The sequence below is a fragment of the Xanthomonas sp. 10-10 genome, assembly GCF_040182365.1.
GTDB lineage: Bacteria > Pseudomonadota > Gammaproteobacteria > Xanthomonadales > Xanthomonadaceae > Xanthomonas > Xanthomonas arboricola_F.
In genome coordinates, this window is the sequence record NZ_CP144460.1 from 1,955,732 (window position 1) to 1,981,983 (window position 26,252).

The 26,252-nt window shown below is 65.9% G+C and carries 20 protein-coding genes and 1 other RNA gene; 3 read left to right on the plus strand and 18 right to left on the minus strand.

The genetic code is table 11. From position 1 onward, the window contains the following. Nucleotides 1-293: 293 nt before the first annotated feature. The 3 genes from pdxY to VZ068_RS08330 all read left to right on the plus strand — a co-directional run bounded on the left by pdxY (nt 294) and on the right by VZ068_RS08330 (nt 2,843). Complete coding sequence (pdxY, locus tag VZ068_RS08320) at nt 294-1,202, plus strand: pyridoxal kinase (RefSeq protein WP_259153581.1); 909 nt, start codon at nt 294-296, stop codon at nt 1,200-1,202. Next, nucleotides 1,199-2,320 carry a prephenate dehydrogenase gene (locus VZ068_RS08325; RefSeq protein ID WP_349657388.1) on the plus strand — a complete coding sequence of 374 codons (1,122 nt, stop codon included), beginning with the start codon at nt 1,199-1,201 and terminating at the stop codon, nt 2,318-2,320. The genes pdxY and VZ068_RS08325 overlap by 4 nt, the downstream gene beginning before the upstream one ends. A gap of 148 nt (nt 2,321-2,468) precedes the next feature. After that, nucleotides 2,469-2,843, plus strand: coding sequence for a hypothetical protein (locus tag VZ068_RS08330; protein ID WP_349657389.1), 375 nt, complete (start codon nt 2,469-2,471; stop codon nt 2,841-2,843). A 243-nt stretch (nt 2,844-3,086) separates the two neighbouring features. On the opposite strand, the gene VZ068_RS08335 is transcribed toward VZ068_RS08330, so the two are convergent. The 18 genes from VZ068_RS08335 to VZ068_RS08420 form a co-directional block, all read right to left on the minus strand. Continuing rightward, nucleotides 3,087-3,662 carry a DUF4291 domain-containing protein gene (locus VZ068_RS08335; protein WP_349657390.1) on the minus strand — a complete coding sequence of 192 codons (576 nt, stop codon included), beginning with the start codon at nt 3,660-3,662 and terminating at the stop codon, nt 3,087-3,089. Nucleotides 3,663-4,432: 770 nt separating this feature from the next. Continuing rightward, nucleotides 4,433-4,627: a hypothetical protein gene (locus VZ068_RS08340; protein WP_349657391.1), complete on the minus strand. Its 195-nt coding sequence runs from the start codon at nt 4,625-4,627 to the stop codon at nt 4,433-4,435. Nucleotides 4,628-5,009: 382 nt separating this feature from the next. After that, nucleotides 5,010-6,413: a TolC family protein gene (locus VZ068_RS08345; RefSeq protein WP_349657392.1), complete on the minus strand. Its 1,404-nt coding sequence runs from the start codon at nt 6,411-6,413 to the stop codon at nt 5,010-5,012. After that, nucleotides 6,410-7,495: an HlyD family efflux transporter periplasmic adaptor subunit gene (locus VZ068_RS08350; RefSeq protein ID WP_349657393.1), complete on the minus strand. Its 1,086-nt coding sequence runs from the start codon at nt 7,493-7,495 to the stop codon at nt 6,410-6,412. The genes VZ068_RS08345 and VZ068_RS08350 overlap by 4 nt, the downstream gene beginning before the upstream one ends. Continuing rightward, entirely contained in the window at nt 7,479-9,167 is a 1,689-nt protein-coding gene (locus VZ068_RS08355; RefSeq protein WP_259153590.1) for an ABC transporter ATP-binding protein, read from the minus strand. Before VZ068_RS08355 ends, VZ068_RS08350 begins: the two co-directional genes overlap by 17 nt. A gap of 88 nt (nt 9,168-9,255) precedes the next feature. Continuing rightward, the gene (locus VZ068_RS08360; protein ID WP_259153592.1) at nt 9,256-10,155 is read right to left on the minus strand and encodes a hydrogen peroxide-inducible genes activator; all 900 of its coding nucleotides are present in this window, start codon (nt 10,153-10,155) and stop codon (nt 9,256-9,258) included. A gap of 90 nt (nt 10,156-10,245) precedes the next feature. Then, nucleotides 10,246-12,015, minus strand: a complete 1,770-nt coding sequence (locus VZ068_RS08365) for an ABC transporter transmembrane domain-containing protein (RefSeq protein WP_259165325.1) — start codon at nt 12,013-12,015, stop codon at nt 10,246-10,248. Next, on the minus strand, nt 12,012-12,614 hold the full coding sequence (locus VZ068_RS08370) for a YigZ family protein (protein WP_259165316.1): 603 nt from the start codon (nt 12,612-12,614) through the stop codon (nt 12,012-12,014). The genes VZ068_RS08365 and VZ068_RS08370 overlap by 4 nt, the downstream gene beginning before the upstream one ends. Before the next feature lie 236 nt (nt 12,615-12,850). After that, the gene (locus VZ068_RS08375) at nt 12,851-13,444 is read right to left on the minus strand and encodes a TIGR00730 family Rossman fold protein (RefSeq protein WP_349657394.1); all 594 of its coding nucleotides are present in this window, start codon (nt 13,442-13,444) and stop codon (nt 12,851-12,853) included. A 153-nt stretch (nt 13,445-13,597) separates the two neighbouring features. Beyond that, entirely contained in the window at nt 13,598-15,040 is a 1,443-nt protein-coding gene (gene lpdA, locus VZ068_RS08380) for a dihydrolipoyl dehydrogenase (RefSeq protein WP_259153597.1), read from the minus strand. Nucleotides 15,041-15,152: 112 nt separating this feature from the next. Continuing rightward, a complete protein-coding gene (sucB, locus tag VZ068_RS08385) occupies nt 15,153-16,367 on the minus strand; it encodes a dihydrolipoyllysine-residue succinyltransferase (protein WP_259153599.1) in 1,215 nt (404 codons plus the stop codon). A 42-nt stretch (nt 16,368-16,409) separates the two neighbouring features. Continuing rightward, on the minus strand, nt 16,410-19,313 hold the full coding sequence (locus tag VZ068_RS08390; protein WP_349657395.1) for a 2-oxoglutarate dehydrogenase E1 component: 2,904 nt from the start codon (nt 19,311-19,313) through the stop codon (nt 16,410-16,412). Nucleotides 19,314-19,418: 105 nt separating this feature from the next. Further along, the gene (locus VZ068_RS08395) at nt 19,419-20,351 is read right to left on the minus strand and encodes a GNAT family N-acetyltransferase (protein ID WP_349657396.1); all 933 of its coding nucleotides are present in this window, start codon (nt 20,349-20,351) and stop codon (nt 19,419-19,421) included. Beyond that, nucleotides 20,348-21,808, minus strand: a complete 1,461-nt coding sequence (locus VZ068_RS08400; protein ID WP_349657397.1) for a cupin domain-containing protein — start codon at nt 21,806-21,808, stop codon at nt 20,348-20,350. The genes VZ068_RS08395 and VZ068_RS08400 overlap by 4 nt, the downstream gene beginning before the upstream one ends. 674 nt (nt 21,809-22,482) lie before the next feature. Then, a complete protein-coding gene (locus VZ068_RS08405) occupies nt 22,483-22,983 on the minus strand; it encodes a DUF3060 domain-containing protein (RefSeq protein WP_349657398.1) in 501 nt (166 codons plus the stop codon). A 238-nt stretch (nt 22,984-23,221) separates the two neighbouring features. After that, a non-coding RNA gene (locus tag VZ068_RS08410) (sX9 sRNA) lies at nt 23,222-23,295 on the minus strand. A 161-nt stretch (nt 23,296-23,456) separates the two neighbouring features. Then, nucleotides 23,457-24,824, minus strand: a complete 1,368-nt coding sequence (gene purB, locus VZ068_RS08415; RefSeq protein ID WP_349657399.1) for an adenylosuccinate lyase — start codon at nt 24,822-24,824, stop codon at nt 23,457-23,459. 36 nt (nt 24,825-24,860) lie between these two features. Then, the gene (locus tag VZ068_RS08420; protein ID WP_259153615.1) at nt 24,861-26,183 is read right to left on the minus strand and encodes a hemolysin family protein; all 1,323 of its coding nucleotides are present in this window, start codon (nt 26,181-26,183) and stop codon (nt 24,861-24,863) included. Nucleotides 26,184-26,252 lie beyond the last annotated feature (69 nt).

The following is a 26,252-nucleotide window of genomic DNA, read 5'->3' on the forward strand; positions in this document are numbered from 1 at the left end:
CCATGCCGCGGACTGCACCCGCGCCGCTGACATCCTCGCGACGCTGTGCCGATACTCGCCCGGTCAGCACCATCGCGCCTGGTCAGACCGGAACATCTGCACAACATGCAGGTATTGCGCAGCGCTGCCGCGTTCGGCTCTGGCGTGCGCGTCACCACCGGCTCCAATGTCGGCGCCCTTCCGGATCGCATCCAGTCAAGCGCGTCGCACCGAACATTGCGCGGCTCCAGACACTCCACGCGCTCACGCATTGCGGCAGATAATGGGGCTCTCCCTTCCCGACGGCGTCTCCCATGAGCGATGCAACCGATAGTCATCTCGTCCACGGTCGCCGCCAGCGCCCGGAGGGTCCCTCGCCGATCGATGTGATCTCGGTGCAGTCGCAACTGGTCTACGGCCATGCCGGCAACAGCGCCGCCGTGCCGCCGCTGCGTGCGCTTGGACTGCGTGTGGCCGAAGTGCCAACCACCTTGCTCAGTAACGCGCCGTTCTATGCGACCTTGCGCGGCCGTATCCTGCCGGCCGACTGGCTGGCCGACCTGCTGCTCGGTGCCACCGAGCGCGGCCTGCCGCAGCGGGCGCGCATGCTGGTCTCCGGCTATTTCGGCAGCCTGGCCAATGGCGAAGCATTCGCCGACTGGCTTGAACAGACCTTGCCGCAGGCCCCGCAGCTGCGCTACTGCCTGGATCCGGTGATCGGCGATACGCATACCGGCCCCTACGTCGAGCCGGGGCTGGAGCGCGTGTTCGCCGAACGGTTGCTGCCGCATGCCTGGCTGGTCACGCCCAATGCGTTCGAGCTGGGACGCCTGACCGGTCTGCCCAGCCTGGAGCAGGACGACGCCATCGCCGCGGCGCGTGTCCTGCTCGCCCGCGGCCCGCAATGGGTGCTTGCGCACAGCGTTGCCGGCGCGACAGGCGAGTTGGTGACCCTGGCGGTCAGCACGGATGCGGTGTATCGCTGGGCCAGCCCGCATCTGCCGGTCGACGTGGCCGGCACCGGCGATGTGCTGATGGCGCTGCTGATCGGCTTTTTGCTGCGCGATATGCCGTTCGAGCAGGCGGTGGGACACGCGCTAACCGGCGTACACGGGGCGCTGGAGGCAACCCTGGCCGCAGGCTACGAAGAGTTCGACGTGCTGGCCGCCGCGCCGGCTGCGCTTGCGGCACTGCCGCGCTTTGCCGTCGAGCGTCTGGCATGAGTGCGCGGCCGGTGGTCGGCATCGTCGGCATTGCCGGCGCCTACGGACGCTGGCTGGCGCAGTTCCTGCGCACGCGCATGGGGCTGCAGGTGATCGGCTTCGATCCGGCCGGCGACGGCGATATGGACGAGGCCACCCTGGCGCAGCGTGCGGATGTGCTGATTTTTTCTGCACCGATTCGCCACACCGCGGCGTTGATCCAGCGCTATGTGAAGCTTGCCGGCCCGCGTGCCGCGTCGCAGTTGTGGATGGATGTCACCTCGATCAAGCAGGCGCCGGTCGCTGCGATGCTGGCGTCGCAAGCAGACGTCGTCGGCCTGCATCCGATGACCGCGCCGCCCAAATCGCCGACCTTGAAGGGGCGGGTGATGGTGGTCTGCGAAGCGCGCCTGCAGCACTGGTCGGCGTGGGTGCAGACCTTGTACGCAGCACTCCAGGCAGAGTGCGTGTATGCCACGCCCGAGCACCACGACCGGGTAATGGCCTTGGTGCAGGCGATGGTGCATGCCACCCATCTTGCGCAGGCTGGCACCTTGCGCGACTACGCACCGCTGTTGGGCCACTTGCAGGCGTTGATGCCGTATCGCTCCGCGTCGTTCGAGCTGGACACGGCGGTGATCGCGCGAATCCTCTCGCTCAATCCATCGATCTACGAAGACATCCAGTTCGGTAACCCCTACGTCGGCGAAATGCTCGACCGCCTGCTGTCGCAGCTGCAGCAGTTACGCGCACTGGTGGCGCAAGGCGACGATGCGGCACGCGCGCAGTTCCGCAGCCAGTTCCTGGACGCGAACGTGCACGCTTTGCAACACACTGCGCTGGCTGCAGGCAACTACACCTACGAGCGCGTGGGCTACCTGCTGGCCGACCTCACCGAGCCGCTGACCTTGAGCGTGTATCTGCCCGAAGACCAGCCCGGTTCGCTGCGCACGCTGTTGCATGTCTTCGAGCGGCACGCGGTAAACCTGTCGTCGATCCATTCCTCGCGCACACCGGCGGGTGAGCTGCATTTTCGTATCGGGTTCGAAGAGGGTAGCGATTTTCAGTCATTGGCAGATGCGGCGAACGAGATCGATGCGCGTGGGATCGGGCGCGTGCTGGATCGTCCTGAGCGGTGACAGTGATTGCCGAAGGCGGGTGCCGCGTTCCTTACCGCTGGCTTCGCGCGCCGATGTTCCCGGACAGGCCACGCGGCGTCGTGTGTTGCATGCTTGGTCCGGCGATTGTCGTGCCATGCACAGGTCAGGGGAGGACGCCCTGCGCGCAATGAAACCGCCGGGAAGGCGGCATCGAATCTATCGATTTGTGCTCTGGTTCGTTGGAGCGTTCGCCGTGCTTGTTGTTTTTTTTCTTCCCGTGGGCCGCGCGTCCACCCTTGGCGCAATTGCCACGGGTGGTGCGAGTCGATTTTGGTTTTTTGGCAAGGGTGGTGTCGTCGTGGGTGCCGCGTTGGCCTATCTCGCCTTGGCGGTGGTTGTGATCTTCAGACGTCACGTGCGTGGTGCCGGCCAGCGGCGTCCGCAGCTGATTCTTGCTTCACACCCCACCGTTCCTGCGCAGACCGAGCTTGAACGCCAGTATGGAAATGGCCGTATTCGCATGTCAGTCGAACCTCGTCACAACGGCGTAGGCCGGCGGTGAATTGTTTCTGGTCGGTTTTGTTGATCGTGAGTAGTTGAACACCGCCCTCAAGTTGGATCAGCGCTATGCAATGTGCTCCATCATCAAGCGCAGGCAGGGCGCGGCGAATGTCCGCTCTTCATCGGACATGTGGATGGACATGCGCGCCATCGGTCTACGATGGCGGCATCGCCTTAAGGTGCATGCAAGGCGCCAATGCTGAAGGCCAGCTGCCTGCACCTCGTTGGCGGCAGGGGTGACTCGCTAGAGCCCTTCCGACGTGATGCCGGCAGCTCTGGCCGCAACCGCATTGGCACGGTAAACAGTCTCTACTGGGGTAAGCAGTGTTTCGAAGTGTCCGTGCGCATTGGCTCTCTGCTCGATCACAAACGGCGTAATGTCCCGTATCGAGATCAGCTCCGTACTACCGAAACGCCGCAGAACATCGCCACGAAGCCCAAGTTGTAAAGCTCGCCTCGGTACCGGCTTGCCGGATGGGTCGTGGTCAGGATCCCACTGCAGACGAACGTCTGATTGTGCCAAGGCTGCTTGCCACTGTTCACGTAATGAAAATTGACCGCGGTCGTAGCTGGAGGCAACGGCCAGCTGCAACAATTCATCGAAGAATCGCCTCGGCAGCCGGATGGCCAGCACACGTTCCTGTCCTTCTTTGGAAGCCCATCCGCACCGATACATCATCCAGAGAAAGTTCGGCTTGATCCAACTCATGCGCGAGTAACTGAATTCTCCGCCGAATTGCTGGTGAGCCACGGCATAGTCCGCAATCGCCGGGCGATAAGCTTGATAGACGGTTATGGAAGTCTCGTCGGACTGGGCCATTACATGGCGCCCTTCGGCCGGCCACGATGCAACTTGATTAGTGTAAAAATCCGTCGTCATAAACAACGTAGAAGCCTCTCTGGTTTTAATGGTGCCGCCGGGAGCCAACCGTGGGTTGTGTGAAGTCTAATGTCTTCGGGATCTTTGATTGAGTCCTCCGCGCATTGCACGCGGGCTGGATCCATTGCACCAGCGATGACCAAGCGAACGATCGCTCCAACCTTGAAGGCGCGATTGCCAGGACCAGACCAGCGATCCAAGCGATCGCCAAGAGCAAGAATTTCGGTCAGATATCCTTTCAAACGATGGTGGCTCCAGCGACTGACGATCAAGGTGTGAGCATGCTTCCAGCAACTCGCCGATTAACTGACGTCCTTGAGCGTGGCGCCATCGCTGCGGCACGCTTAGGAGATTCCAATTTTCATGGTTCACCTGGCCCCCGATCTGCGCTGACATTGCACGCACGCTCGCACGCCCATCGATTCAAGCAGCCCTGTTACATACGCGCGTCGGACTGAAATCTCTGGCGGAGATGTCGAATATTTGCCGGCCTTCGTCAACCTGGATAGCGTACGAACGGATGACTCACTCGGAAGGGTCGCTCATACGGCCGTCGCAGTTTGACGTCGCCGTGGCGACCCACGCACGTCACTACAACTTTCATCCACACGGGGTGTGGATGAAAGTTGCACAAGCATGTGGATAACCGGTTGCAGCCCTTGCAGGGCAAGGGCTGTAGTCTGCCTGGTCAAAAATTGACCAGGCAGTGCTCAGGGCGTGGAAAGTTGCAGCTCGCCGCCGTCGGTGATGAACCGCTGGCCCTGCCGTTGCAGGTGGCGGCCATCGGGGAGCTCGTAACGTGGCGCTGGATGCGCGCCCGGGCCAGCTGACTGTTCGTCGCGGAATTCGATGATGACGTACGGCTCGCCATCTGCGCCGATCGCGGGAAATTGCCGAAAAGACATATGCACCTCCGAGGGATTCCAAGCTTGCCGTGCGGACCACTGGCCCGCACCGCCAGCAGTCGGCTGGCACACCGAGGATGCGCACGCAGATGTTATTCAGATGTCGTCGTGGGATGAGGGGGGAGCTGGAATGGCGCGTTCGCCATGCTGCGTCGATTCTGCGGTGTCTTTGCCCGGTCCCAGCGCAGTAACGGCAAGGTCGCGGCTGCTTGCAAGCGAGGCATCAGCGACGCCTGCAGCCCGGTGCCGGCCGAGGCGATGCGGGTTTGTACAGGGCGCCCGGCGGTATCGTGATGGATGCAGCGTAAACCCTATCAGGCACTGCATGCGCCGCAGCGCAGGATCCACGCGTGCAGACGTGGACCAGCACAGACTCGACCCATCAACGACTCAACTGCAATGCATCGCGGTCCGCGGTGGCTGCTGCCAGCTCTGCGCGTGCCGACGCAATCCGCGCCTGCGCGTCGATCAAGCGCACGCGTGCGTCGTTGGCGGTTTCTTCGCGTTGATTGACCAGGAAGAAATCGCCGGAGCCCAGTTCGAAGCGCCGCCGTTCGGCGGCCGCCAGGCGGTCGGCGAGGCCGCGTTCTTCATCGGCCATCTTGGCCAGTCGCTCTGCTGCGTTGAGCGAGATGACGATCGACTCCACCTCCACCGAGATCTGGTCGCGCAGGAAGCGGCTGCGCTGATCCAGTGCTTCGATCTCGGCGCGCGCTTCGGCAACGCGGCCTTTGGCGGAGCGGTTCTCCAGCGGCACGCTGAAACGAAAGCCGATGATCGCATCGGTCGGCGAGCGGTTCGGCCCGCCCACGCCGGGGGGGCCCAGATCCTTGCTGACTTCGAAACTCACATCCAGCCGTGGCTTCAGATCGTTCTGCGCCAGCATCAGCCGGGCAGTGGCCTGGTCGATGCGGGTCAGCACGGCGCGGTAATCGGGCCGCTCCACCGGCGCGGTGATCTTGCTGGCACCGGCCAGACCTTCCAGCGCGGAGGTATCGGGCGGCAGGCGCTCGCTGGAGACGATCAGCGGCATGCCGGCGTCGTCGCGCAGATACAGCGACAAGGCATTGGCCGCATTGGCGAAGTCCTGTTCGGAGCGCACCACCAGTGCGCGCCGGCGCACCAGGTTCTGGTCGTTTTCGGTCAGCAGAATGGTCGGGCGCGCGCCAAGCGTCACCTGCCGCGAAATCGCATTGCGGCGCCGCTCTGCCAACGCCAGCAGGTCGTTGTACGCACGCAGCTTCAGGCCGGCCGCCACCCAGCTCTGGTAGGCGTCCACGGCGCGCCGCTGCACGCCGATCGCCACCATCTCCGCTTCGTACTGCGCCACATTGATGTCGGCGCTGGCGACGTTGCGCCGGGTACGGCGCTCGTCCACCACGCGGTCGCGCAGCAGCGCGTACAAGGCACCGACCTTCACTTCGCCGCCGCGGTCGGTATACGACTTGTCTTCGTAGACCGGGAACGCACCACGCGAGGAGCGGTAGCCGCCGTAGTAATAGCCGCCGTTGTTCTCGAACGGTCGCTTGACGCCGCTTTCGATGGTGCTGCCGTCGTAGTAGCCGGCCTCGCGCGAGCGGCCTTCGATGTCGAACACGGTATCGAACGCACCGTTGGCCGATATGCCTTTGCCTTCGGCCTGGCGGACTTTTGCCAGCGCTTCGACGATCTGCGGCGCAGAGCGGGCCGAGGAGTGCAGCACTTCGTCCAGGGTCAGCGGCGCGGCCTGGGCGAAGGCCGCACCTGGGCAGAGTGCGATCAGCAGGACCAGCAGATGCCGCATCATTTCTTGCCCGTCGTGTCGTCTTCGGACTTGTCGGCGGCGGGCTTGGCCTTGCCATCGTCCTGCGTGGCGGCAGAGGGGCGCCGGCCGAATTCCAACGGGAAGTTGTTGAGCTGGCGCCACAGTTCGTAGCCCACCCGCACCGTCTCGCCCAGCACCCAGCCGCGCACCTTGCCGCCCTGGCGGGCGAATTCCTGCGCCGGCCAGGCCGGTTTTCCCGGCTGCGGCTCGACCAGGATGCGGAACAGCCCATCCGGCGCGGCATTGGGGTCGATCGCGCGCACGCGGCCGTCGAACATGCCGTGCGCCACCGACGGCCAGCCGCTGAACTGGATCGCCGGCCAGCCTTCGAACTCCAGCCGCACCGGGCGGCCGGGGCGAATCAACGGGACGTCGCGGCCATCGATGTACAGCTCCACTGCACGCTCCACGCGCTCGGGCGCGATCACCGCCAGCACCGTGCCGGGCGAGACCATGGCGCTGCCGCTGGCGGCGTTGAGCTGCTGCACGCGGCCATCGCGCGGCGCGCGCACCAGCTGCGCGGACTGACGGTTCAACTGGATGTCGATGCGGGTCAATTTGGCGCGCGATTCGGCCAGCTTGGCGTCGGCCTCGGCCACCTTGATCTGGGTCAGCTCGTAATCGCGGCGGCCGGCCAGTCCTTCGGCGAGCAATTGCCGGCTGCGTTCCACGTCGATGCTGGCGACCGCGCGCGATTGCTGGATGGCGGCGATTTCCGCCGCGACCTGCGCGCGCTCGCTGGCAAGCCGGGTGAGCAGATCCGGGTCCAGGTCGCCGACGCGCGCGATCGGGTCGCCCTTGGAGACGTGCTGGCCGTCGTGTACATACCAACGTTCGACACGGCCAGGCACAAAGGCGGTGACCTGCTGCTGGCGATCGCCCGGATCGAGCGAGACCACCTGGCCCTTGCCGCTGGCGGTCTGCACCCACGGTGCGAATGCCAGGATCGCGCCGGCGATGGCGACGCCGATCAACAGCATCCACGCCAGCACCCTGGCGATGCTCGGTGGCCGCATCGAGGCCAGCGTGGGGAAGTGCGCGATCCGATCAGGGGCGTGCTGCATTGTCGGCCTCCTGGGTGGATGCGATCAGTTCGGCGCGGGTGGCGTAGCGCTGCTGGCGCTCTGGCTCCAGGCGGAACCAGCCATCCAGTTCGATGTCTTCCGGCCTGCCGGTGCATAGCAGCACGGTGGTGCCGGCCTCCTTCAGGCGGCCTAGCACGCGGGTCAGGCGTTCTGCCGGGAGCAGGTCGTAGAGCTGCGACAACATCAGCACGCGCGGGCGCACCAGCAAGGCGTTGGCCAGCTTCAATGCCATCACTTCGCCGATCCACAGCGGGAAGCCGGACGCGGCAAGACGCGTGTCCAGGCCCTGCGGCAGCGCGGCGATGCGCGCGCGCAGCCCCACCGTGTCGATGGCTTCCAGCATCGCTTCGGAGCTCACGTCCGGCGAGGCCATGGCCAGATACTCGCGGATGGTCACCTCGACAATGGTCGGTCGATCGAGCACAGTGACTTCCGAGCGCAGCAGGTACATGTCGAAGGTGGCCAGGTCCGCGCCGCCCACCATGACCAGGCCACGATCCGGCACCACATGGCGCTTGAGCACCATCGCCAGCAGCCGTTCGGCGCCGCCATCGGCCAGCGTCACCAGGTGCTCGCCCGCTTCCAGGGTGAAATCGAAACGCGCCCCCTCGATCACCACGCCATCCAGCCGCACCGCGCTGTTGCCGGGGATCTTGCCGGCCGCCGCCACGGCGCGTTCCTGCGGAATGGCATACAGCAGCGACAATTCTTCCGCGCTGGCGACCAGGTCGTAGAACGTGTCCAGATAGGCGCCGAGCTGCGCGATGCCATAGAACACTGCGCTCAGGATCAGCTCGGCCGCCACCAACTGCCCAATCGACAGCTCGCCGCGCAGGATCAGGCTGCCGCCCAATGCCAGCAGCGCCGCGCTGGCAACCGCGTACAGCAGCAGGAACGCCACCGTCTGGGTGAAGCTGTAGCGGAAATGGCGCCGGTGCCGGTCGACGTAGGCCGCAGTGACCGCCTCGGAGCGATCCATCGCAAAGTTGAGATGGCGGCTGGATTTGTAGAAACCGTTGGAACCGCCGACGCTTTCCAGCCAGTGTGCGGCATTGTGCTTGGCGTGGCTGAGCTCGACCGCAGTGCGGATCGAACCGCGCGACCAGATCATCCAGATCGCGAAGATGATCAGCAGCAGCAAGGCGTTGAACCCGAGGAAGAACGGGTGGTAGAAGCTGGTGACGACCAGGCCGACCGCCGACTGCAGCACGATGGTGAAGGCGCCGATCGCCAGGCTGGGCACCGCTTTTTGCACCACCACCAGATCGAAGTAGCGGTTGAACACATCGCCGCGGTTCTGGTCGGCGAAGAAGGGGTTCTGTGCATGCACTGCGCGCACCGTGATCTCGGCCACCACGCGCGCAAACAGGCGGCGTTCGAACAGCGCCATCATCCACACCCGCATCGCGCTCAGGCACGCTACCAGCAGCAGCAGCCCCAGCAGCAGGCCCGACAACGTCCACAGCGGCGTGGGCAGCGCGGTGTTGGCGACGCTGTTGATCAGCAGCTGCACCGAAATGGGCGTGGCCAGCGACAGCAGGCTGATCGCCACGCCGTACACCAGGGCAAGACGCACATACGGCATGTCCGGCCCGACGATTTCCGCCAGCCAGCCCACCGCTTCCCGCCATCCGATCCGCTGTGACGCCATTGAACTTCCATTGATGAGTTCAGTGAAGCATTGACGAGTTGCCGCTATAGGACAAGGCCGGAGCGCTTATCCGTTGTATAGGATTTTCCTATGCGGCTGCCGCACGCAGCAAATCGGCGATCAAACCGAACGCCGGTGCACGCCCTGCACCTTGCCGCCACAGCAGCCCGATCTCGCGGTAATAGCGGCCGCCCTTGATCGGGCGCACCACCACATCGTCGCCTTCGCGGATTTCCTGGCGCACGTACAGGTCCGGCAACAGCGCCAACCCCATGCCCATGCCGGCCATCTGCCGGATCGCATCCAGACTGGTTCCTTCGTAATCGCGCAGCACATGGGCGCCGACATCCATCGCGATGGCGGCGACCTGTTCGGCCAATCGGTACTCCGGCATCAAGGTGAGCAGGTTGGCACCGCGCAAGTCGGCAGGGGTGACGTAGCGCTTGGCGCGCAGCGGGTGATCGGCGGCCATGGTCACGTGCAGAGGTTCGCGGAACAGCCGCTCGCTATGCAGGCTGCGTCCGGCCACCGGCAATTGCGCCAGGATCAGGTCGTGCACGCCGTTGGCCAGGTCGCTGGCCAGGACGGTCGGCAGGCCCTCGCGCACGTGCACGCGCAGCGCCGGGTGCTCGCGGTGCAATCGTGCGACCAGGCTGGGCATCAGGTAGGCGCCCAGCGTGGGCGAGACACCGAGCCGGATGGTGCCGATCAACGTGTCGGCCGCCGTGGTGCGCACGTCTTCCAGATCGGTCACGTCGAGCAGGATGCTGCGCGCGCGATCGAGCAGGTCGCGCCCGAGCGGGGTCAGGATGGCCGGCACGCCGCGCTCGAACAGCGGTGCGCCGATGATGCTTTCCAGTGCGCGGATCTGCTGCGACAACGAGGGCTGCGACACGCCCATCTGTTCGGCGGCACGGGTGAAGCTGCCGGTGTCGGCAAGTGCGACGAAGTAGCTCAGTTGGCGAAGGGTGGTCTTGGGGCGGGGCATGGTCGCATCGGTCCGTCGGGTCGCTCGGAGTCGCACTGCCGGCCGGGCCGGTGCGCGGGCGCGTGGCCCGCAGCGGGCATCAACCAGCGGTCATTGATCGATGAATTGCAGCCGCGCCAGCTCGGCATACAGTCCACCTTCGGCGATCAACTGCGCATGCGTGCCCTGCGCCACGATGCGGCCGGCATCCATCACCACGATGCGGTCGGCCTTGAGCACGGTTGCCAGGCGGTGCGCGATCACCAGGGTGGTGCGCCCCTGCATCAGCCGGTCCAGTGCCTGCTGCACGGCGCGCTCGCTCTGCGCGTCCAGTGCGCTGGTGGCTTCGTCCAGCAGCAGGATCGGCGCGTCCTTGAGCAATGCACGTGCGATCGCCACGCGCTGCTGCTGGCCGCCGGACAGGCGCGTCCCGCGCTCGCCCAGTTCGCTGGCGTAGCCTTGGGGCAGGGCGCGAATGAACCCGTCCGCCTCTGCCGCTGCCGCTGCCGCTTCCACCTCGGCATCGCTGGCCTGCAGGCGGCCATAGCGGATGTTGTCGGCGGCGCTGGCGGCGAACAGGGTGGGTTGCTGCGGGACCAGCGCGATGTTCTCGCGCAGGCGCACCGGGTCGGTCTGGCGCAGGTCCACCTCGTCGATGCGGACGCTGCCGCTGGCCGGGTCGTGGAAGCGCAGCAGCATCGCCAGCACCGTGCTCTTGCCGGCGCCGGACGGGCCGACCAGGGCAACGGTCTCGCCCGGGCTGACGTGCAGGTCGAAGCCGTCTAGCGCCGGTGCGTCGGGGCGCTGCGGATAATGGAATGCCACCTGGTCGAAATGGATCGCTCCGCGTAACGGCTGCGGCAACGGCGTCGGGGTGGCCGGTGCAACGATCGCCGATTCTTCGTCGAGCAGTTCGCCAACCCGGCCCATGCCGCCTGCGGCGCGCTGCAACTCGTTCCACACCTCCGCCAGTGCGCCCACCGAACCGCCGCCGATCAGCGCATACAGCACGAACTGGCCCAGCGTGCCGGGTGTCATGCGCCCGGACACCACGTCGTGTGCGCCCAGCCACAGCACGCCCACGATGGCACCGAAAATCAGCATGATCGCGATGGCGGTCACGCCGGCCTGGGTGCGGATCCGCAGCCGCGCGGTATCGATCGCCGCAAACAAGGCCTGGCTGAAACGCTGGCTTTCGTAACGCTCGCGCGCATGCGCCTGCACGGTGCGTACCGCACCAAGCGTTTCGGCCGCCAGCGTATTGGCATCGGCCACGCGGTCCTGGCTGGCGCGCGAAATCTTTTGCAACCGGCGCGCACCCAGCACGATCGGAAGCACCGCCAGCGGAATGCCGATCATCGTGAATCCGGCCAGGCGCGGGCTGGTGACGAACAACATCACCATGCTGCCGATCACTGTCACCGAGCTACGCAACGCCACCGACATGGTGGTGCCGATCAGCCCGCGCAGCAGTTCGCTGTCGGCCGACAGTCGCGACACCAGCTCGCCGCTGCGGCTGCGATCATGAAAGCCGGCATCCAGCCCGATCAGGTGCGCATACAGGCGGCCGCGCAGATCGGCGACGACCTTTTCGCCCAGTAAGGCCACGAAGTAAAAGCGCGCTGCGGTCGCCAGGGCCAGCACCACCGCCACCACAAACAACAGCGCAAAGGCCTGGTTGATCTGCGTGCCGCCGGAGAAGCCGTGATCGATCATGCGCTTGACCGCGGCCGGCAGGCTCAACGTGGCTGCCGAAGACACCGCAAGTGCGATCAGCCAGGCGGCGAACAGACCCCGCTGACGTTGCACGAAGGGCCACAAGGTGCGCAGGCTGCCAAGCTTCCGCAATGGGTTGGGCCTGGCGGCGGCTGGCTGATTCATGCGGCTTCCGGTGTTGAGAGATGGACACGATTGCGAGTGGCGTCGCACAGACGGCTTTTCAAGCCGGCAAGCTGATCGGCAGGCAGTTGCACGCGCAACGCTGCGCCTTGGGCGTGGAAGTGCTCGTCCAGCTTGTCGACATGGAATGCGGCAAGCGCCGCGTGCACCAGGCCCAGATCGTCGAACTGGCATTGCAGGTCGAGCAGGGTCAACGCGACCAGCGGTCGCCGCGTGGCCAGGCGCAGGCATTCGGCAGCGGTACCGCCGTAAGCGCGCACCAGCCCGCCGGCACCGAGCTTGATCCCGCCATACCAGCGCGTCACCACCACCACCACGCGATCGAAGCCTTGGCCATCGATGGCGGCCAGAATCGGCCGGCCGGCAGTGCCGCTGGGCTCGCCATCGTCGCTGGAACGGTACTCCTGCCCGAACCGGTAGGCCCAGCAGTTATGCGTGGCGTCGGGCACCGACACGCGCTGCACGATCTCCAGCGCCTGCGCGGAAGAATCGAGTGCAGCAGCATGGGCCAGAAAGCGACTGTGCTTGATGTCCAGGCTATGGTGCGCGTCAGCGGCGAGGGTATCGAGCATCGCCGCCATTCTATGCGAGGCAGCGGTGCCGGTTGCGGCAGTCAGCGTGACTGCCGTTGCAAGCTCGCAGACCGGGGCATTCGGGACGAGGTGCGTCTTGGCGATGCACCGTTGCCGTGCGTCGGACGTTGGCTAATGACATCGCGTGTGGCGGGTGTTCGGGCGGACGCGCGTGCGCTGGCGGCGTATGCGCGCGCCAGCAGGAAGCGGCGCGTCCGAGTCCGCGCAAGGCCGGCAAATCCTGATTACACCAGCGTGGAGCGGCGCTTCTCGTCGATCCACTTGGACGCCTGGGCCGGCGTGTAGTGCTGCATCCACCCCAGCATCTGCGCCATGTCGTCGCCGTACCACAGGTCGGCGCGTTGATCCGGATGCAGGAACCGCTCTTCCACCATCCGATCGATCATGCCGATCAGCGGTGCATAGAACCCTGCGATATCCAGGAAGGCGCACGGCTTGTTGCCGATGCCCAGCTGGCGCCAGGTCAGCATCTCGAAGATCTCTTCCATGGTGCCGAAGCCGCCGGGCAGGGCGACGAAGGCATCGGACAGCTCGAACATGCGCATCTTGCGCTCATGCATCGAGCCGACGATTTCCAGCGTGGTCAGCCCGCGATGCGCCACTTCCCAATCGGCCAGCTGCTGCGGAATCACCCCGGTGACTTCACCACCGGCGGCCAGCACCGCGTTGGCCACCGTCCCCATCAAGCCGACGTTGCCGCCGCCATAGACCAGGCGCAGGCCCTGCTTGGCGATGCGATCGCCCAGCGCCATGGCGCGCTCGACGTAGACGGGTTTGTTGCCGGCATTGGAGCCGCAGTAGACGCAGATGCTTTTCATGGGAACGGGAATCGGGAGTTGGGAATAGGGAATGGGTCGAAGCAAAGCGGAAGCCGGAACGCATGACGCCGGACCTAGGTCCGGCGTCAGCGTGAAGAGCGAGGTGATGGGAACGCTCTTACGATTCCCAATTCCCCACTCCCGATTCCCGGCTTAATTGGCCTTATGAATCGCGCGCTTGCTCACCGCCATCGCGGCGTCGTGGATCGCTTCGGACAGGGTCGGATGCGCGTGGCAGATACGTGCCAGGTCGTCGGCCGAGCCGTTGAACTCCATCGTCAGCACGCCTTCGTGCACCAGCTCGGAGACACCCACGCCCACCAGGTGCATGCCCAGCACGCGGTCGGTTTCGGCATCGGCGATCACCTTGACGAAGCCGGCCGGCTCGCCCATGGCCACCGCGCGGCCGATCGCCGCGAACGGGAAGCTGCCGGCCTTGTAGGCAACGCCCTCGGCCTTGAGCTGCTGCTCGGTCTTGCCGACCCAGGCAATCTCCGGCTCGGTGTAGATGACCCACGGAATGGTGTCGAAGTTGACGTGACCGGGCAGGCCGGCGATCAGCTCGGCCACCGCGATGCCTTCCTCGAAGCCCTTGTGCGCCAGCATCGGGCCGCGCACGCAGTCGCCGATGGCCCACACGCCGTCGACGCCGGTATGGCAATGGCCATCGACCTCGATCTGGCCGCGGTCGGTCACCTTGACGCCGGTGCCGTCAGCCAGCAGGTTCTTGGTGGCGGCCTTGCGGCCCACGGCCACCAGCAGCTTGTCCACGGTCAGGGTCTGCTCGCCGGCGCTGTCGGTGTAGCTGAGCACCACCTGCTTGGCATCGCCGCTGCCGGTGATCTCGGTCTTGCTGACCTTGGCGCCCAGCTTGATGTCCAGGCCCTGCTTCTTGAATTCCTTCAGCGCGGTCTTGGCCACTTCGGCATCGGCCAGGGCCAGGAAATCCGGCAGCGCTTCGAGGATGGTGACCTCGGCGCCCAGGCGCTTCCACACGCTGCCCAGTTCAAGGCCGATCACGCCGGCACCGATCACGGCCAGGCGCTTGGGCACGGCGGTGAAGTCCAGGCCGCCGACGTTGTCGACGATGGTGTCGCCATCGAACTTGGCAAACGGCAACTCGATCGATTCCGAGCCGGCCGCCAGGATCACGTTGGTGCCCTTGAGCTCGATCTCGCCGCCTTCGTGCTGGGCGACCTTGACGACGTTGCCCGGCAGCAGCTGGCCGAAGCCGTAATACGGGGTGATCTTGTTGGCCTTGAACAGCATCGCGATGCCGCCAGTGAACTGCTTCACGATCTTGTCCTTGCGGCCGATCATGGTGGGCACGTCCATCTTGGCGTCGTTGAAGCTGATGCCGTGGTCGCCGAACAGGTGGCCCATGTTCCAGAACTGGCGCGAGGAATCCAGCAGCGCCTTGGACGGAATGCAGCCCACGCGCAGGCAAGTGCCGCCCAGTGCGGGCTTGCCGTCCTTGCCGAGTGCGGCGTCGATGCAGGCGACCTTCATGCCCAGCTGGGCCGCGCGAATCGCCGCGTGATAGCCGGCCGGACCGGCACCGATGACGACGACGTCGAATTGTTCTTGTTCGCTCATTCTTCGCTCACGAGATTGGGGATTAGGGATTGGGGATTCGCAAAAAGCAGGATGCACGGGATCAGGTCGCTTATGCGAATCCCGAATCCCGAATCACCAATCCCGGCTTTCATCACAGACCGAACAACATCCGGCCCGGGTTTTCCAGCTGATTCTTGATGTCGACCAGGAACTGCACCGAATCCTTGCCGTCGATGATGCGATGGTCGTAGGACAGCGCCAGATACATCATCGGCGCGATCACGACCTGGCCGTTTTCGGCGATCGGACGTTCCTTGATCGCGTGCATGCCCAGGATGGCGCTCTGCGGCGGGTTGATGATCGGGGTGGACAGCAGCGAGCCGAAGGTGCCGCCGTTGGTGATGGTGAAGGTGCCGCCCTGCAGATCGTCCAGGCCCAGCTTGCCGGCGCGCGCCTTGGCGGCGTAGTCGGCGATACCCTGCTCGACGTCGGCGAACGACTGGCGCTCGACGTTACGCAGCACCGGCGTGACCAGGCCCTTGTCGGTGGACACGGCGATCGAGATGTCGCTGTAGCCGTGATAGATGATGTCGTCGCCGTCGATCGAGGCGTTGACCAGCGGGAAGCGCTGCAGCGCGTTGGCGGCGGCCTTGACGAAGAAGCTCATGAAGCCGAGCTTGATGCCGTGCGCCTTCTGGAACTCGTCCTGCAGTTCCTTGCGCGCGGCCGATACCTTGGCCAGGTTCACTTCGTTGAAGGTGGTCAGCATCGCGGTGGAGTTCTTGGACTCCATCAAACGCTTGGCGATGGTCTTGCGCACGCGGGTCATCGCCACGCGCTCTTCCGGGCGGGCGCCGGAGGCCTTGCCCACGCCGCCGGCCTTGGCGAAATTGACGATGTCTTCCTTGGTCACTGCGCCACGACGGCCGGTGCCCTCGACCTGGGCCGGGTCCACGCCCTGGGTGATCGCGGCAAAACGCGCACCCGGAGGCAGCGCATCGGCAGCAGACTTGGAGGCAGCGGCAGGCGCAGCGGCGGCAGCCGGGGCCGGCGCTGCGGCCGGGGCAGCAGCGGCCGGAGCCGGTGCATCGGCCTTCTTCTCTTCGGCAGGAGCGGCGGCGGCAACGGCGCCTTCTTCGATGATCGCCAGGATCTGGTTGCTGGTGACCGTGCTGCCGGCTTCGAACTTGATTTCCTTCAGTACGCCGTCGACCGGCGAAGGAACTTCCAACACGACCTTGTCGGTTTCCAGGTCGACCAGATTCTCGTCGCGCTTGACCGCTTCACCGGCCTTCTTGTGCCAGCTGGCGATGGTGGCGTCGGAAACGGATTCGGGCAGTACCGGAACTTTGACTTCGGTGGCCATTCGGGGAGCGTCCTAGGGTTTTCGTTCTTTGGGGAAGAGGAGTTATTCAGCGACTTGGTCGTTGAACGGATTGAGGAGCGCATCGGCGACCAGCTTCTGCTGTTCGACGATGTGGTCGGCCATGTGGCCGGCGGCAGGCGAGGGCGAACGGGCACGGCCGGCGTAGTGCAGGCTCTGGCCGCTGGCCAGGCAGAAGTTCAGATGGTGGCGGATCTGATACCACGCACCCTGGTTCTGCGGTTCTTCCTGGCACCACACCACGTCGGTGGCGTTGGCATAGGCCTTGAGCTCGGCGGCCAGCTGCGCACGCGGGAACGGATACAGCTGCTCCACGCGCAGGATGGCGACGTCGTCCTGGCCACGCTTGGTCTGGTCTTCGAGCAGGTCGTAATAGACCTTGCCCGAGCACAGCACCACGCGCTTGACCTTGCCGGCATCGGCCTTGGCGTCGGGAATCAGATGCTGGAACTGCCCTTCGGCCAGTTCTTCCAGGCTCGACACCGCCAGCTTGTGGCGCAGCAGCGACTTGGGCGTCATCACCACCAGCGGCTTGCGGGTGGTCATGCGCATCTGCCGGCGGATCATGTGGAAGCACTGCGCCGGGGTGGTCGGCACGCACACCAGCATGTTCTCCAGCGCGCACAGCTGCAGGAAGCGCTCCAGACGCGCGGAGCTGTGCTCCGGGCCCTGGCCTTCATAGCCGTGCGGCAGGAACAGCGACAGGCCCGCGATGCGGCCCCACTTGGCTTCGCCGGCGGCGATGAACTGGTCGATCACCACCTGCGCGCCGTTGGCGAAATCGCCGAACTGCGCTTCCCAGATGCACAGCGCATTCGGGTCGGTGGTGGAGTAGCCGTATTCGAAGCCCATCACCGCTTCTTCGCTGAGCAGCGAGTCGATGATGGTGGCGTCTTCCGGGTTTTCGACCAGTTGACGCAGCGGCAGGTAGTAGTTGTCGTTCTTCTGGTCATGCAGGATCGCGTGACGGTGGAAGAACGTGCCGCGACCGGCGTCCTGGCCGACCAGACGCAGCTTGTGGCCTTCGGCCAGCAGCGTGGCGTAAGCCAGGTTCTCGGCAAAGCCCCAGTCGCCCAGCTGCTCGCCTGCGGCCATCTTGACGCGGTCGTCGTAGATCTTGCCGACGCGTGCATGCAACTCGACGCCTTCCGGAATCGTGGTGATCAGCTTGGCCAGACGATCCAGCTGCTCGCGCTTGACGCGGGTGTCCACCGGATCGGCGGCGGTGCCGACCAGGTACTTGGACCAGTCGATCGCAAATTCATCCGGCTTGCGCTTGGCCAGTTCGGTGGTGTACTCGCCCGAATCCAGCTTGTTGCGGTAGCCGTCGACCAGCGCCTTGGCCTCGTCTGCGCTCAGCACGCCGTCGCTTTCCAGCTTGGCGGCGTACAGCTCGCGGGTGGTCTTGTGCTTGCGGATGGTCTGGTACATCACCGGCTGGGTTGCGGCCGGCTCGTCGGCCTCGTTATGGCCCCAACGGCGGTAGCAGACCAGGTCGATGACCACGTCCTTCTTGAACTGCTGGCGGAATTCATAGGCCAGCTTGGACACGAAGATCACCGCATCCGGGTCGTCGCCGTTCACGTGGAAGACCGGCGCGCCGATCATCTTGGCGACGTCGGTGCAGTACAGCGTGGAACGGGCATCGTCGCGGGTGCTGGTGGTGAAGCCGATCTGGTTGTTGACAACGATGTGCACGGTGCCGCCGACCGCGAAACCGCGCGCCTGCGACATCTGGAACAGCTCCATCACCACGCCCTGGCCGGCGAATGCGGCATCGCCGTGGATCAGGATCGGCAGCACGGTCTTGCGTTCGGCATCGCCGAAGCGTTCCTGGCGCGACCGCACGCTGCCGACCACGACCGGGTCGACGATTTCCAGGTGCGAGGGGTTGAACGCCAGCGCCAGATGCACCTGGTTGCTGTCGCCCACGGCGATATCTGCCGAGAAGCCCATGTGGTACTTGACGTCGCCGGTGTGCGCGCGGTCGTCATGGGCGTGCTCGAACTTGCCTTCGAATTCGTCAAACAGCTTGCGCGGGTTCTTGCCCAGCGTATTGACCAGCACGTTGAGGCGGCCGCGGTGGGCCATGCCGATCACGATGTCCTTGACCTGGTCCTTGCCGGACTGGTGGATGATCGCGTCCATCATCGGAATCAGCGCATCGCCGCCTTCCAGCGAGAAGCGCTTCTGGCCGACGTACTTGGTGTGCAGGTAGCGCTCCAGGCCTTCGGCGGCGGTGAGCCGCTCCAGCGTGCGCTTGCGGCTGGCCGCGTCGCCGGCGATCTTGCCGCCGGCATCTTCCAGGCGCTTGTAGATCCACTGGCGCTGGTCGAATTCCTGGATGTGCATGAACTCTGCGCCGATGGTGCTGGCGTAGGTCGCTTTCAACCTGGCCAGCAGGTCCTTCAGCTTCATCCGCGGCTGGCCACCGACGCCGCCGGTGCTGAATTCGCTGTCCATGTCGGCCTGCGACAGGCTGTGGAACGGCAGGTCCAGATCGGGCGGATTGACCGGCGGGGTGAGCCCCAGCGGATCGAGCTGCGCGCCAAGGTGGCCGCGCGCACGATAGGCGGTAATCAGGCGGCCGACGTTGCGCTCGCGCTCGTCACTGGCGCCTGCGCCGGTCCCTGCATTGGCGGCTTGCCTGGACGCGCTGAGGATGTGGGCGATGGCCGCCGAGTGCGGGACATCACCGGCATCGCGACCTTTGAAGCCGTCGAAGTACGTCTTCCACTTCGGATCGACACTGTCCGGGGCGACGAGGTACTGCTCGTACAGATCCTCGATGTAGGCGGCGTTGCCGCCGGCGAGCTGCGATGACTGCGCGAACTGCTTTAGGAGATTATCCACGATGGTAAGTCGGGTCTGCTGTGGGGATGATTGTGCGGAAGCGGCAGGGCGAGTTGCCCTATCGGTCGGTCTCAAATCTCGAAAAATTATACCCCCTTGCGCTTGTGAGGGGGCGTCTGCGAGCTGACCGGCGGGGTAGACCAATTGGCCGGGCGCCTACGCGCAAGGGGCGCTGCGGCGTCAGATGCCGAGCGCGCGCGGTTCGTTCCAGAGCGTGCTGCGCTCCCATATCTGCGCGAATTCGCGCTCCAGCTGGCGGCTGCGGGCCGCACCGGACAACCAGGTTTCGCCATCGTCGTAGCGATGACCTGTTGGACGAAAGTAGTAGGCGTCGTCGCCGACCAGGTAGGCCGCCGCATAGCTGGTATCGACCGGATCGCTGACCGCGCGGAACCGGAACACGCTGGGCAGGCGCTGGGCCAGACGCAGCATTGCGCTGCTGCTGGCAGTGGCGCTGGCGGTGTCCTGCACCAGCACCTGCACGCGCTTGTCGTGGCGTGCGGTGGCAAAGCGGCGCAGCGCATCGAGCACGGCGGGGTTGTCGAACAACGGCGGGTCCAGTGCGCGGGTGTAGATCAGCACCCGCCGGCGTGCGCTGCTGAGCAGGCCGGTGGCGGCGGCCAGGGCCGCGGCGAGATCGTCCACCGCCATCGGGCCATCGAGCCGGCGATGCACGGGCTTGCCGGGCGCAGCGCCGGCATCGGCAGTGCGCCCATGCGAAAGATGCGGAAGTAACCCGGGTAGGAAGCCCAGGCGTGCGAACACCGCCTCGGCGCTTGCGGTGACGCGGGCGTGCAGGCTGGGCCAGCCCCGCTGGGTGGCGGCATCCACCGCTGCGGCAAGCAGGTGGTCGGACAGCCCGCGACGCCGCCAGTCCGGCACCAGGCCGAGCCGATCGATGCGGCGATCCGGCGTCACCCGCACCGAGGCGACCAGGTGGCCGTCATCGGTGCGCGCGGCCAAGTGCAGGCTGAGCGGGTCCAGCGCATCCCAATCGGTCTCGTGGACGATGTCCGCGATCTCGGTCGTGCAGGCCTGCCGCAGCGCACGCAGGGCCGCGGCATCGGATGCCGGGTCCAGCGAGAGGATCTGCGGCAGGCCGTGCGGACTCATGCGCGCTCCGGGGTCTCCGCGTCGTTGCCGTCTTCGGCAATATCCGAGGCCTCGGAGTCGTCATCCGAGTCCTGGCTGATGTCGACGAGTTCGGCCGGGGTGTCTGCCTCGTCCGCCACCGCTTCGACATCGGCCTCGGTATCGATGGCCTCGTCTGCGTCCGCGCGATCGTCGTCGCCCTGATCGTCGTGGTGGTCGGCCGACACCGTGAGCGCGTGCGCCTGCTCGTCGTCGATGTCTTCGCGCGCGTCGTCATGGGCGCGCTGGTAGTGGCCTTGCGCCAGCAGCTCCAGGACCACTTCGCGGCCGCGGGCGGTCAGCTGCGCATAAAGCCCGCCATCGATCTCTTCGGCCGCCGCCAGGCGCGCCGCGTCCTTGGCCGACAATGCGAATTCCAGGCCGCTGCAGAACAGCGTGGCACCGCGCTTGGCACGCCGCCAGGCCAGCCGCGACCAGGGGTGGCGGTACAGCACCACGCCTTCTTCCAGCGCCTGTTCGACCGCTTCGCGCGGGATCGGCTCGGGCGCCGGCACCACGTCGCCGGAGGCGCGGTAGGTGGTCATGAAGCGGCCGAACCAGTCGCCCAGCCGATCGGGGTCGTTCATGCGCAGCGCATTGAGCGCTTCGACCACGCGGTTCATCGCGGTGACGTCGATCTCGTATGGATCGGCCGGCACCTTGAGGTCTTCGTCGTGGTAGCGCACGGCCTCGTCGGCATCGGCGATCAGGGTGTCCAGGTAATCGCCGATCAGCTCGGCCGAGGAGGGCGCGCGGGTGCCGATCGAGAAGGTCAGGCAGGCGTCTTCTGCCACGCCGTGATGCGGTAGCAGCGGCGGCAGGTACAGCATGTCGCCCGGACCCAGCACCCAGTCGTGGGTCGGCTTGAACTCGCGCAGCAGCTTGATGTCGACGTCGTCGCGGAACGCCTGCGGCGTGGGCTTGCGGCCTTGCGAGGTGCGGGCGTCGATCTGCCAGCGGCGATGGCCCTGGCCCTGCAGCAGGAACACGTCGTAGTGATCGACATGCGCGCCGACCGAGCCACCGGTGGCGGCGAAGCTGATCATGATGTCGTCGATGCGCCAGCGCGGCAGGAAGCGGAACTGGTCCAGCAATGCGCGCACGTCGGCGTCCCACTTGTCCACGTCCTGCACCAACAGCGTCCAATCGCGATCGGGCAGGCCGGGGAAGTCGGTCTCCTGGAACGGGCCGGTACGCACGCTCCAGTCGTCGGTGGCGCGGTCGTGGCTGATCAGGCGCGCCAGCACGCCGTCCTCGCAGGCCAGGCCAGCCAGATCTTCCGGCTGCAGCGGCGAGGCGAAATCCGCAAAGGCGTTGCGGATCAGCAGCGGGTGCTTGTGCCAGTAGGTGCGCAGAAAGCGCTCCACCGGCATGCCCAGCGGCTGCCCGGGGCGGGCCTGGACTTCGATGACGGGAGGGTTTGCCTTGCGTGCAGCCATGGGGAGTCCTTGCAGATGTCGATGGGATGCTGGGGCGCGGCAGTGCCGGCGCAGATGCTCCATTGTCCGATGCCTGCGCCGGATCTGCACGTGCACGCTAGGCTGGCGACAGGCCATGCTTCAGGGACGTGGTGGTTCGGCCTGCGCGGCGCGGGAGAATGCTCCGGCTGGCGGTCACCTCACCCAGTTCCATGCTGTGCGGGCGGCAACAGCGTGCCTGCCTTGGGGGCCGATGACGAGGTGCGTGGGCTGCTTCGCGGCCAAGGCCGCTCCTACGGAAGCAGGGCGGGCCGGACCATGGGGTAGCAGGTCACGCGCTGCGAGGCGCGTCACTTTCGGGGTTGCCGCTGACGCCGCCCGACAGGCTGCAGTTGGCGAAGCTGTCATCGACGTGTACGCCGCAATGCAGCCCGCATCGAGGTTGAGCGGACGAGACACTGCCTTGTGTGATCGTACGCGGCACCGTCAAGCGCGCCGTAGCGCTATTGGCGGCGCGGCGACCGTAAGTGCCGCGGCTCGGGCCGTGATGGCGTCCCGGGTGGCGCGTTCATGGCCCGCGCCGGCTGACCAAGATGACGAGCACCCGGCACGCACGGCGCTCCATGCGTGCGTCATTCGCAATCTTGCTGCCTTGCCTTGCCGTGCGAAGGCCGCGCTAGCGCACCGTCGCGGCCTCACATCACCTTGTTGCCGCTGCCGCGGTCATCCAGCGAGGGTTTGCTGGACGGGTTGACCGTGTTGTCGTTGCCGGAAAAACGGACCTGCTTGATCTCACGCGCCAGCACCAGATTCTTGTTGCCCTGGATGTCCACGCTGTCGACATTGGTCAGATTGAGCGTGTTGTCATGGCCGATGATGCTGAGCTCGCCAAGCTGCTTGTTGAGGACGGTGAAGTTGCTGCCTTCCACGCGAATGCTGCGTGCGTTGTCCAGATTCATCGCACCGCGCGAGGCGGTGATGGTCACCGTGCCGCAGTTGCCGTGCAGGATCCACTCGCTGTCGTCGCGGGTCAGGCGCACATCCTTGCCGTCGCAATCGGCGCCGCTGGCCGGGTCGGTCACTGTGGACGAGACGGCCGATACCGCCTGGGCCGCCGGGCCGTCGGCACCGCAGCCGCCCAGTGCGACGATGCTGGACAGGGCAAACAGCGACGCGATACTCCGAACTGCATGCATGGATGGACCCTCGCTTGGATGAGGCCGGCACCATAGCAGTCACGCCGGGAAGCGTCGTTGACGCCGGCTCGACGCCTGGGGATTGCCGGCACATCCGGCCGCGCATCCCGTTCAGAACAGGGGCGCAGGCGCGGGGATCCATGGCACATCAGCAACGGCCGCGCCTGCCTGGCGCGGCGGCGCCGGTGGTTTCATCCGCGGGGAGCGACCGACAGGCCGTAGCGAGCGGCCTTGGATCGGCAGACAAAGCGTAGCGAGCAGGCGCCGGGGGGATGGATGGCGTGGAGCAACCGGAGTGTGCGAGTGGTACCTGCCGCACCGAGCAGCGGTCACGCCCGCCGTGCGTCTACGCATGAGCTTTGTCGGCCGCTCTCAGGGCGCCCACGAAGACCGGAAGCGACCAGTGGCGCATGCCGACTCCGTGCACCGCCCGCATGCGGACGGTGGTTGTGCAGCAGTTCGGTTGGCCGTGCCTAGATCGCGCGCGCCAGCTGCTCTGCCAGACCGGTGTAGCCGCCCGGGGTGAGCGTACGCAGGCGCTGCTTGTCCTCTTCGGGCAGCTGCAGGCTTTCCACGAAGGCCTGCATCGAGGCGGCGGTGATGCCGTGGCCGCGCGTCAATGCCTTCAATTGTTCGTAGGGGTTGGGCAGGCCGTGGCGGCGCATCACCGTCTGCACGGCTTCGGCCAGCACTTCCCAGGCGGCGTCCAGGTCGGCATCCAGGCGCTGCGGATTGACGGTCAGCTTGCCCAGGCCCTTGGCCAGCGAATCCAGCGCCACCTGGGTGTGGCCGAACGCGGTACCGAGCGCGCGCAGCACGGTGGAGTCGGTGAGATCGCGCTGCCAGCGGCTGATCGGCAGCTTGGCGGAAAAATGTTCGAACAGCGCGTTGGCGATGCCGAAATTGCCTTCGGCATTTTCGAAGTCGATCGGGTTGACCTTGTGCGGCATGGTCGACGAGCCGACTTCGCCTTCCTTGAGCTTCTGCTTGAAGTAGCCGAGCGAGATGTAGCCCCAGATGTCGCGCGACAGGTCGATCAGGATGGTATTGGCGCGGCGGCTGGCGTCGCCGATTTCGGCCACGTTGTCGTGCGGCTCGATCTGGGTGGTGTACGGGTTGAACACCAGGCCCAGGCTCTCCACGAAACGCTGCGCGAATGCGGCCCAGTCCAGCTGTGGGTACGACACCAGATGCGCGTTGTAGTTGCCCACCGCGCCGTTGATCTTGCCGGTCAGCTCGACCGCGGCGATCTGCTTGCGCTGGCGCTCCAGGCGCGCGACCACGTTGGCGATTTCCTTGCCCAGCGTGGTGGGCGAGGCGGTCTGGCCATGTGTGCGCGAGAGCATCGGCTGGCCGGCCTGGGTGTGGGCGAGGGTGCGCAGCGTGGCGGTGATGCCGTCCAGCATGGGCAGCAGTACCTCGCGGCGCGCCTGTTCCAGCATCAGGCCGTAGCTGAGGTTGTTGATGTCCTCGCTGGTGCACGCAAAGTGCACAAATTCCAGCGCCGGGCCAAGCTCGGCATCGTCCTTGAGCTGTTCCTTGATGAAGTACTCCACCGCCTTGACGTCATGATTGGTGGTGCGCTCGATCTGCTTGACGCGTGCGGCGTGGGTCACGCTGAAGTCGTCGGCCAGTGCGCGCAGGCGCTGGCTGGCGGCGGGCGAAAACGGCGCCAGCTCGGCGATGCCCGGTTCGGCGGCCAGGGCCAGCAGCCATTCGATCTCGACCTTGACCCGCGCCTTGATCAGGCCGTATTCGGAGAAGATGGGGCGCAGCGCATCCACCTTGGAGGCGTAGCGGCCGTCGAGCGGGGACAGGGCGAGCAGGGCGGAATCCGACATGGGCAGGGCACTGGGAGGCTGGCGGGGGTGCGTATTCTACGCCGCCCCGGCGCCGGCTTCGCCGATCGGCCGTACCGTGATCGCCTGGATCCGGTGCCCGGCCATGCGCCGCACCGTCAGTGCATGGCCGTCCAGCTCCAGGGTCTCGCCTTCTTCGGGCAGCCGCTGCAGCCGGTGCACGATCAGCCCGCCGACCGAATTGACATGGTCCGGGGCGCTCAGGTCCTGGCCCAGCAAGCGTTCCAGGCGAAAGATCGAGGTGCTTCCGGCCACCAGCAACGAGCCGTCCTGGCCGCGCACCGGGGCGTCGCGCACCACATGGCGATGTTCGTCCTCGATCTCGCCAACCACCACTTCCAGCAGGTCTTCCAGGGTGAAGAAGCCCAGGATGCGGCCCTGGTCCTCCACGCACAGCGCCAGATGGGTGGTGCCGGTGCGGAACTGCTCCAGCGCGCTGGGGATCGGGGTCTCCAGGGTCAGCAGGGTGGCCGGGCGCAGCAGCGGGCGCAGATCGTCCAGGTCCTGGCCGCGTGCCATCGCCACCAGCAGATCCTTGGTGTGCAGGATACCCAGCACCTGTTCGCCATCGGCCTCGAACCAGGGGTAGCGGCTGTAGCGCGATTCGCTGAACTCGGCCAGCACCGCCTCCAGGTTCATGCCTTCGCGCAGGCTGCGCAGGTGCTCGCGGGGCCGCATCAAGTCGCCGGCAACCAGATCCGGCAGTTCCAGCGCATGGCTCATCAGCGCCAGCCCATGATCGGCGGTAGCTGCGTTCGGGTCCTGGCGGCCGACGATCAGCTTGAGTTCCTCGCGCGAATAACGGTGCGACTGGTGCTCCACATCGCCCCATCCCAGCATGCGCAGCAGCCGGTTGGCACTGGTATTGAGCACCCAGATTGCCGGATACATCAGCCAGTAGAAGACATACAACGGCGCGGCAGTCCACAACGACATGCGCTCCGGGCGACGGATCGCCATGGTCTTGGGCGCCAGCTCGCCCAGCACGATGTGCAGGAACGAGATCAGGCTGAAGGCGATCGCCAGGGCGGTGAACTGCGCCGCGTCCTCGGACATGCCCAGCACATCGAACAACGGCTGCAGCAGATGCGCGAAGGCCGGCTCGCCGACCCAACCCAACCCGAGCGATGCCAGGGTGATGCCAAGCTGGCAGGCCGACAGATACGCATCCAGATGCGCGTGTACCCCCAGCAGCAAGCGCCCGCGCCAGCCATGGGTCTGTGCCAGCCCCACCGCCTGCGTGTGCCGCAGCTTGACCAGAGCGAATTCGGCCGCAACGAAGAATCCGTTCAACAGCACCAGCAGCAGCGCGACGATCAACAGCAGCACATTACCGAGCATCGTCGCCTCCACGCGGTGCAGCGGCGGCGGGTGAGCCCATCAACGCAGGGATATGCGTGGTGGCGTGGT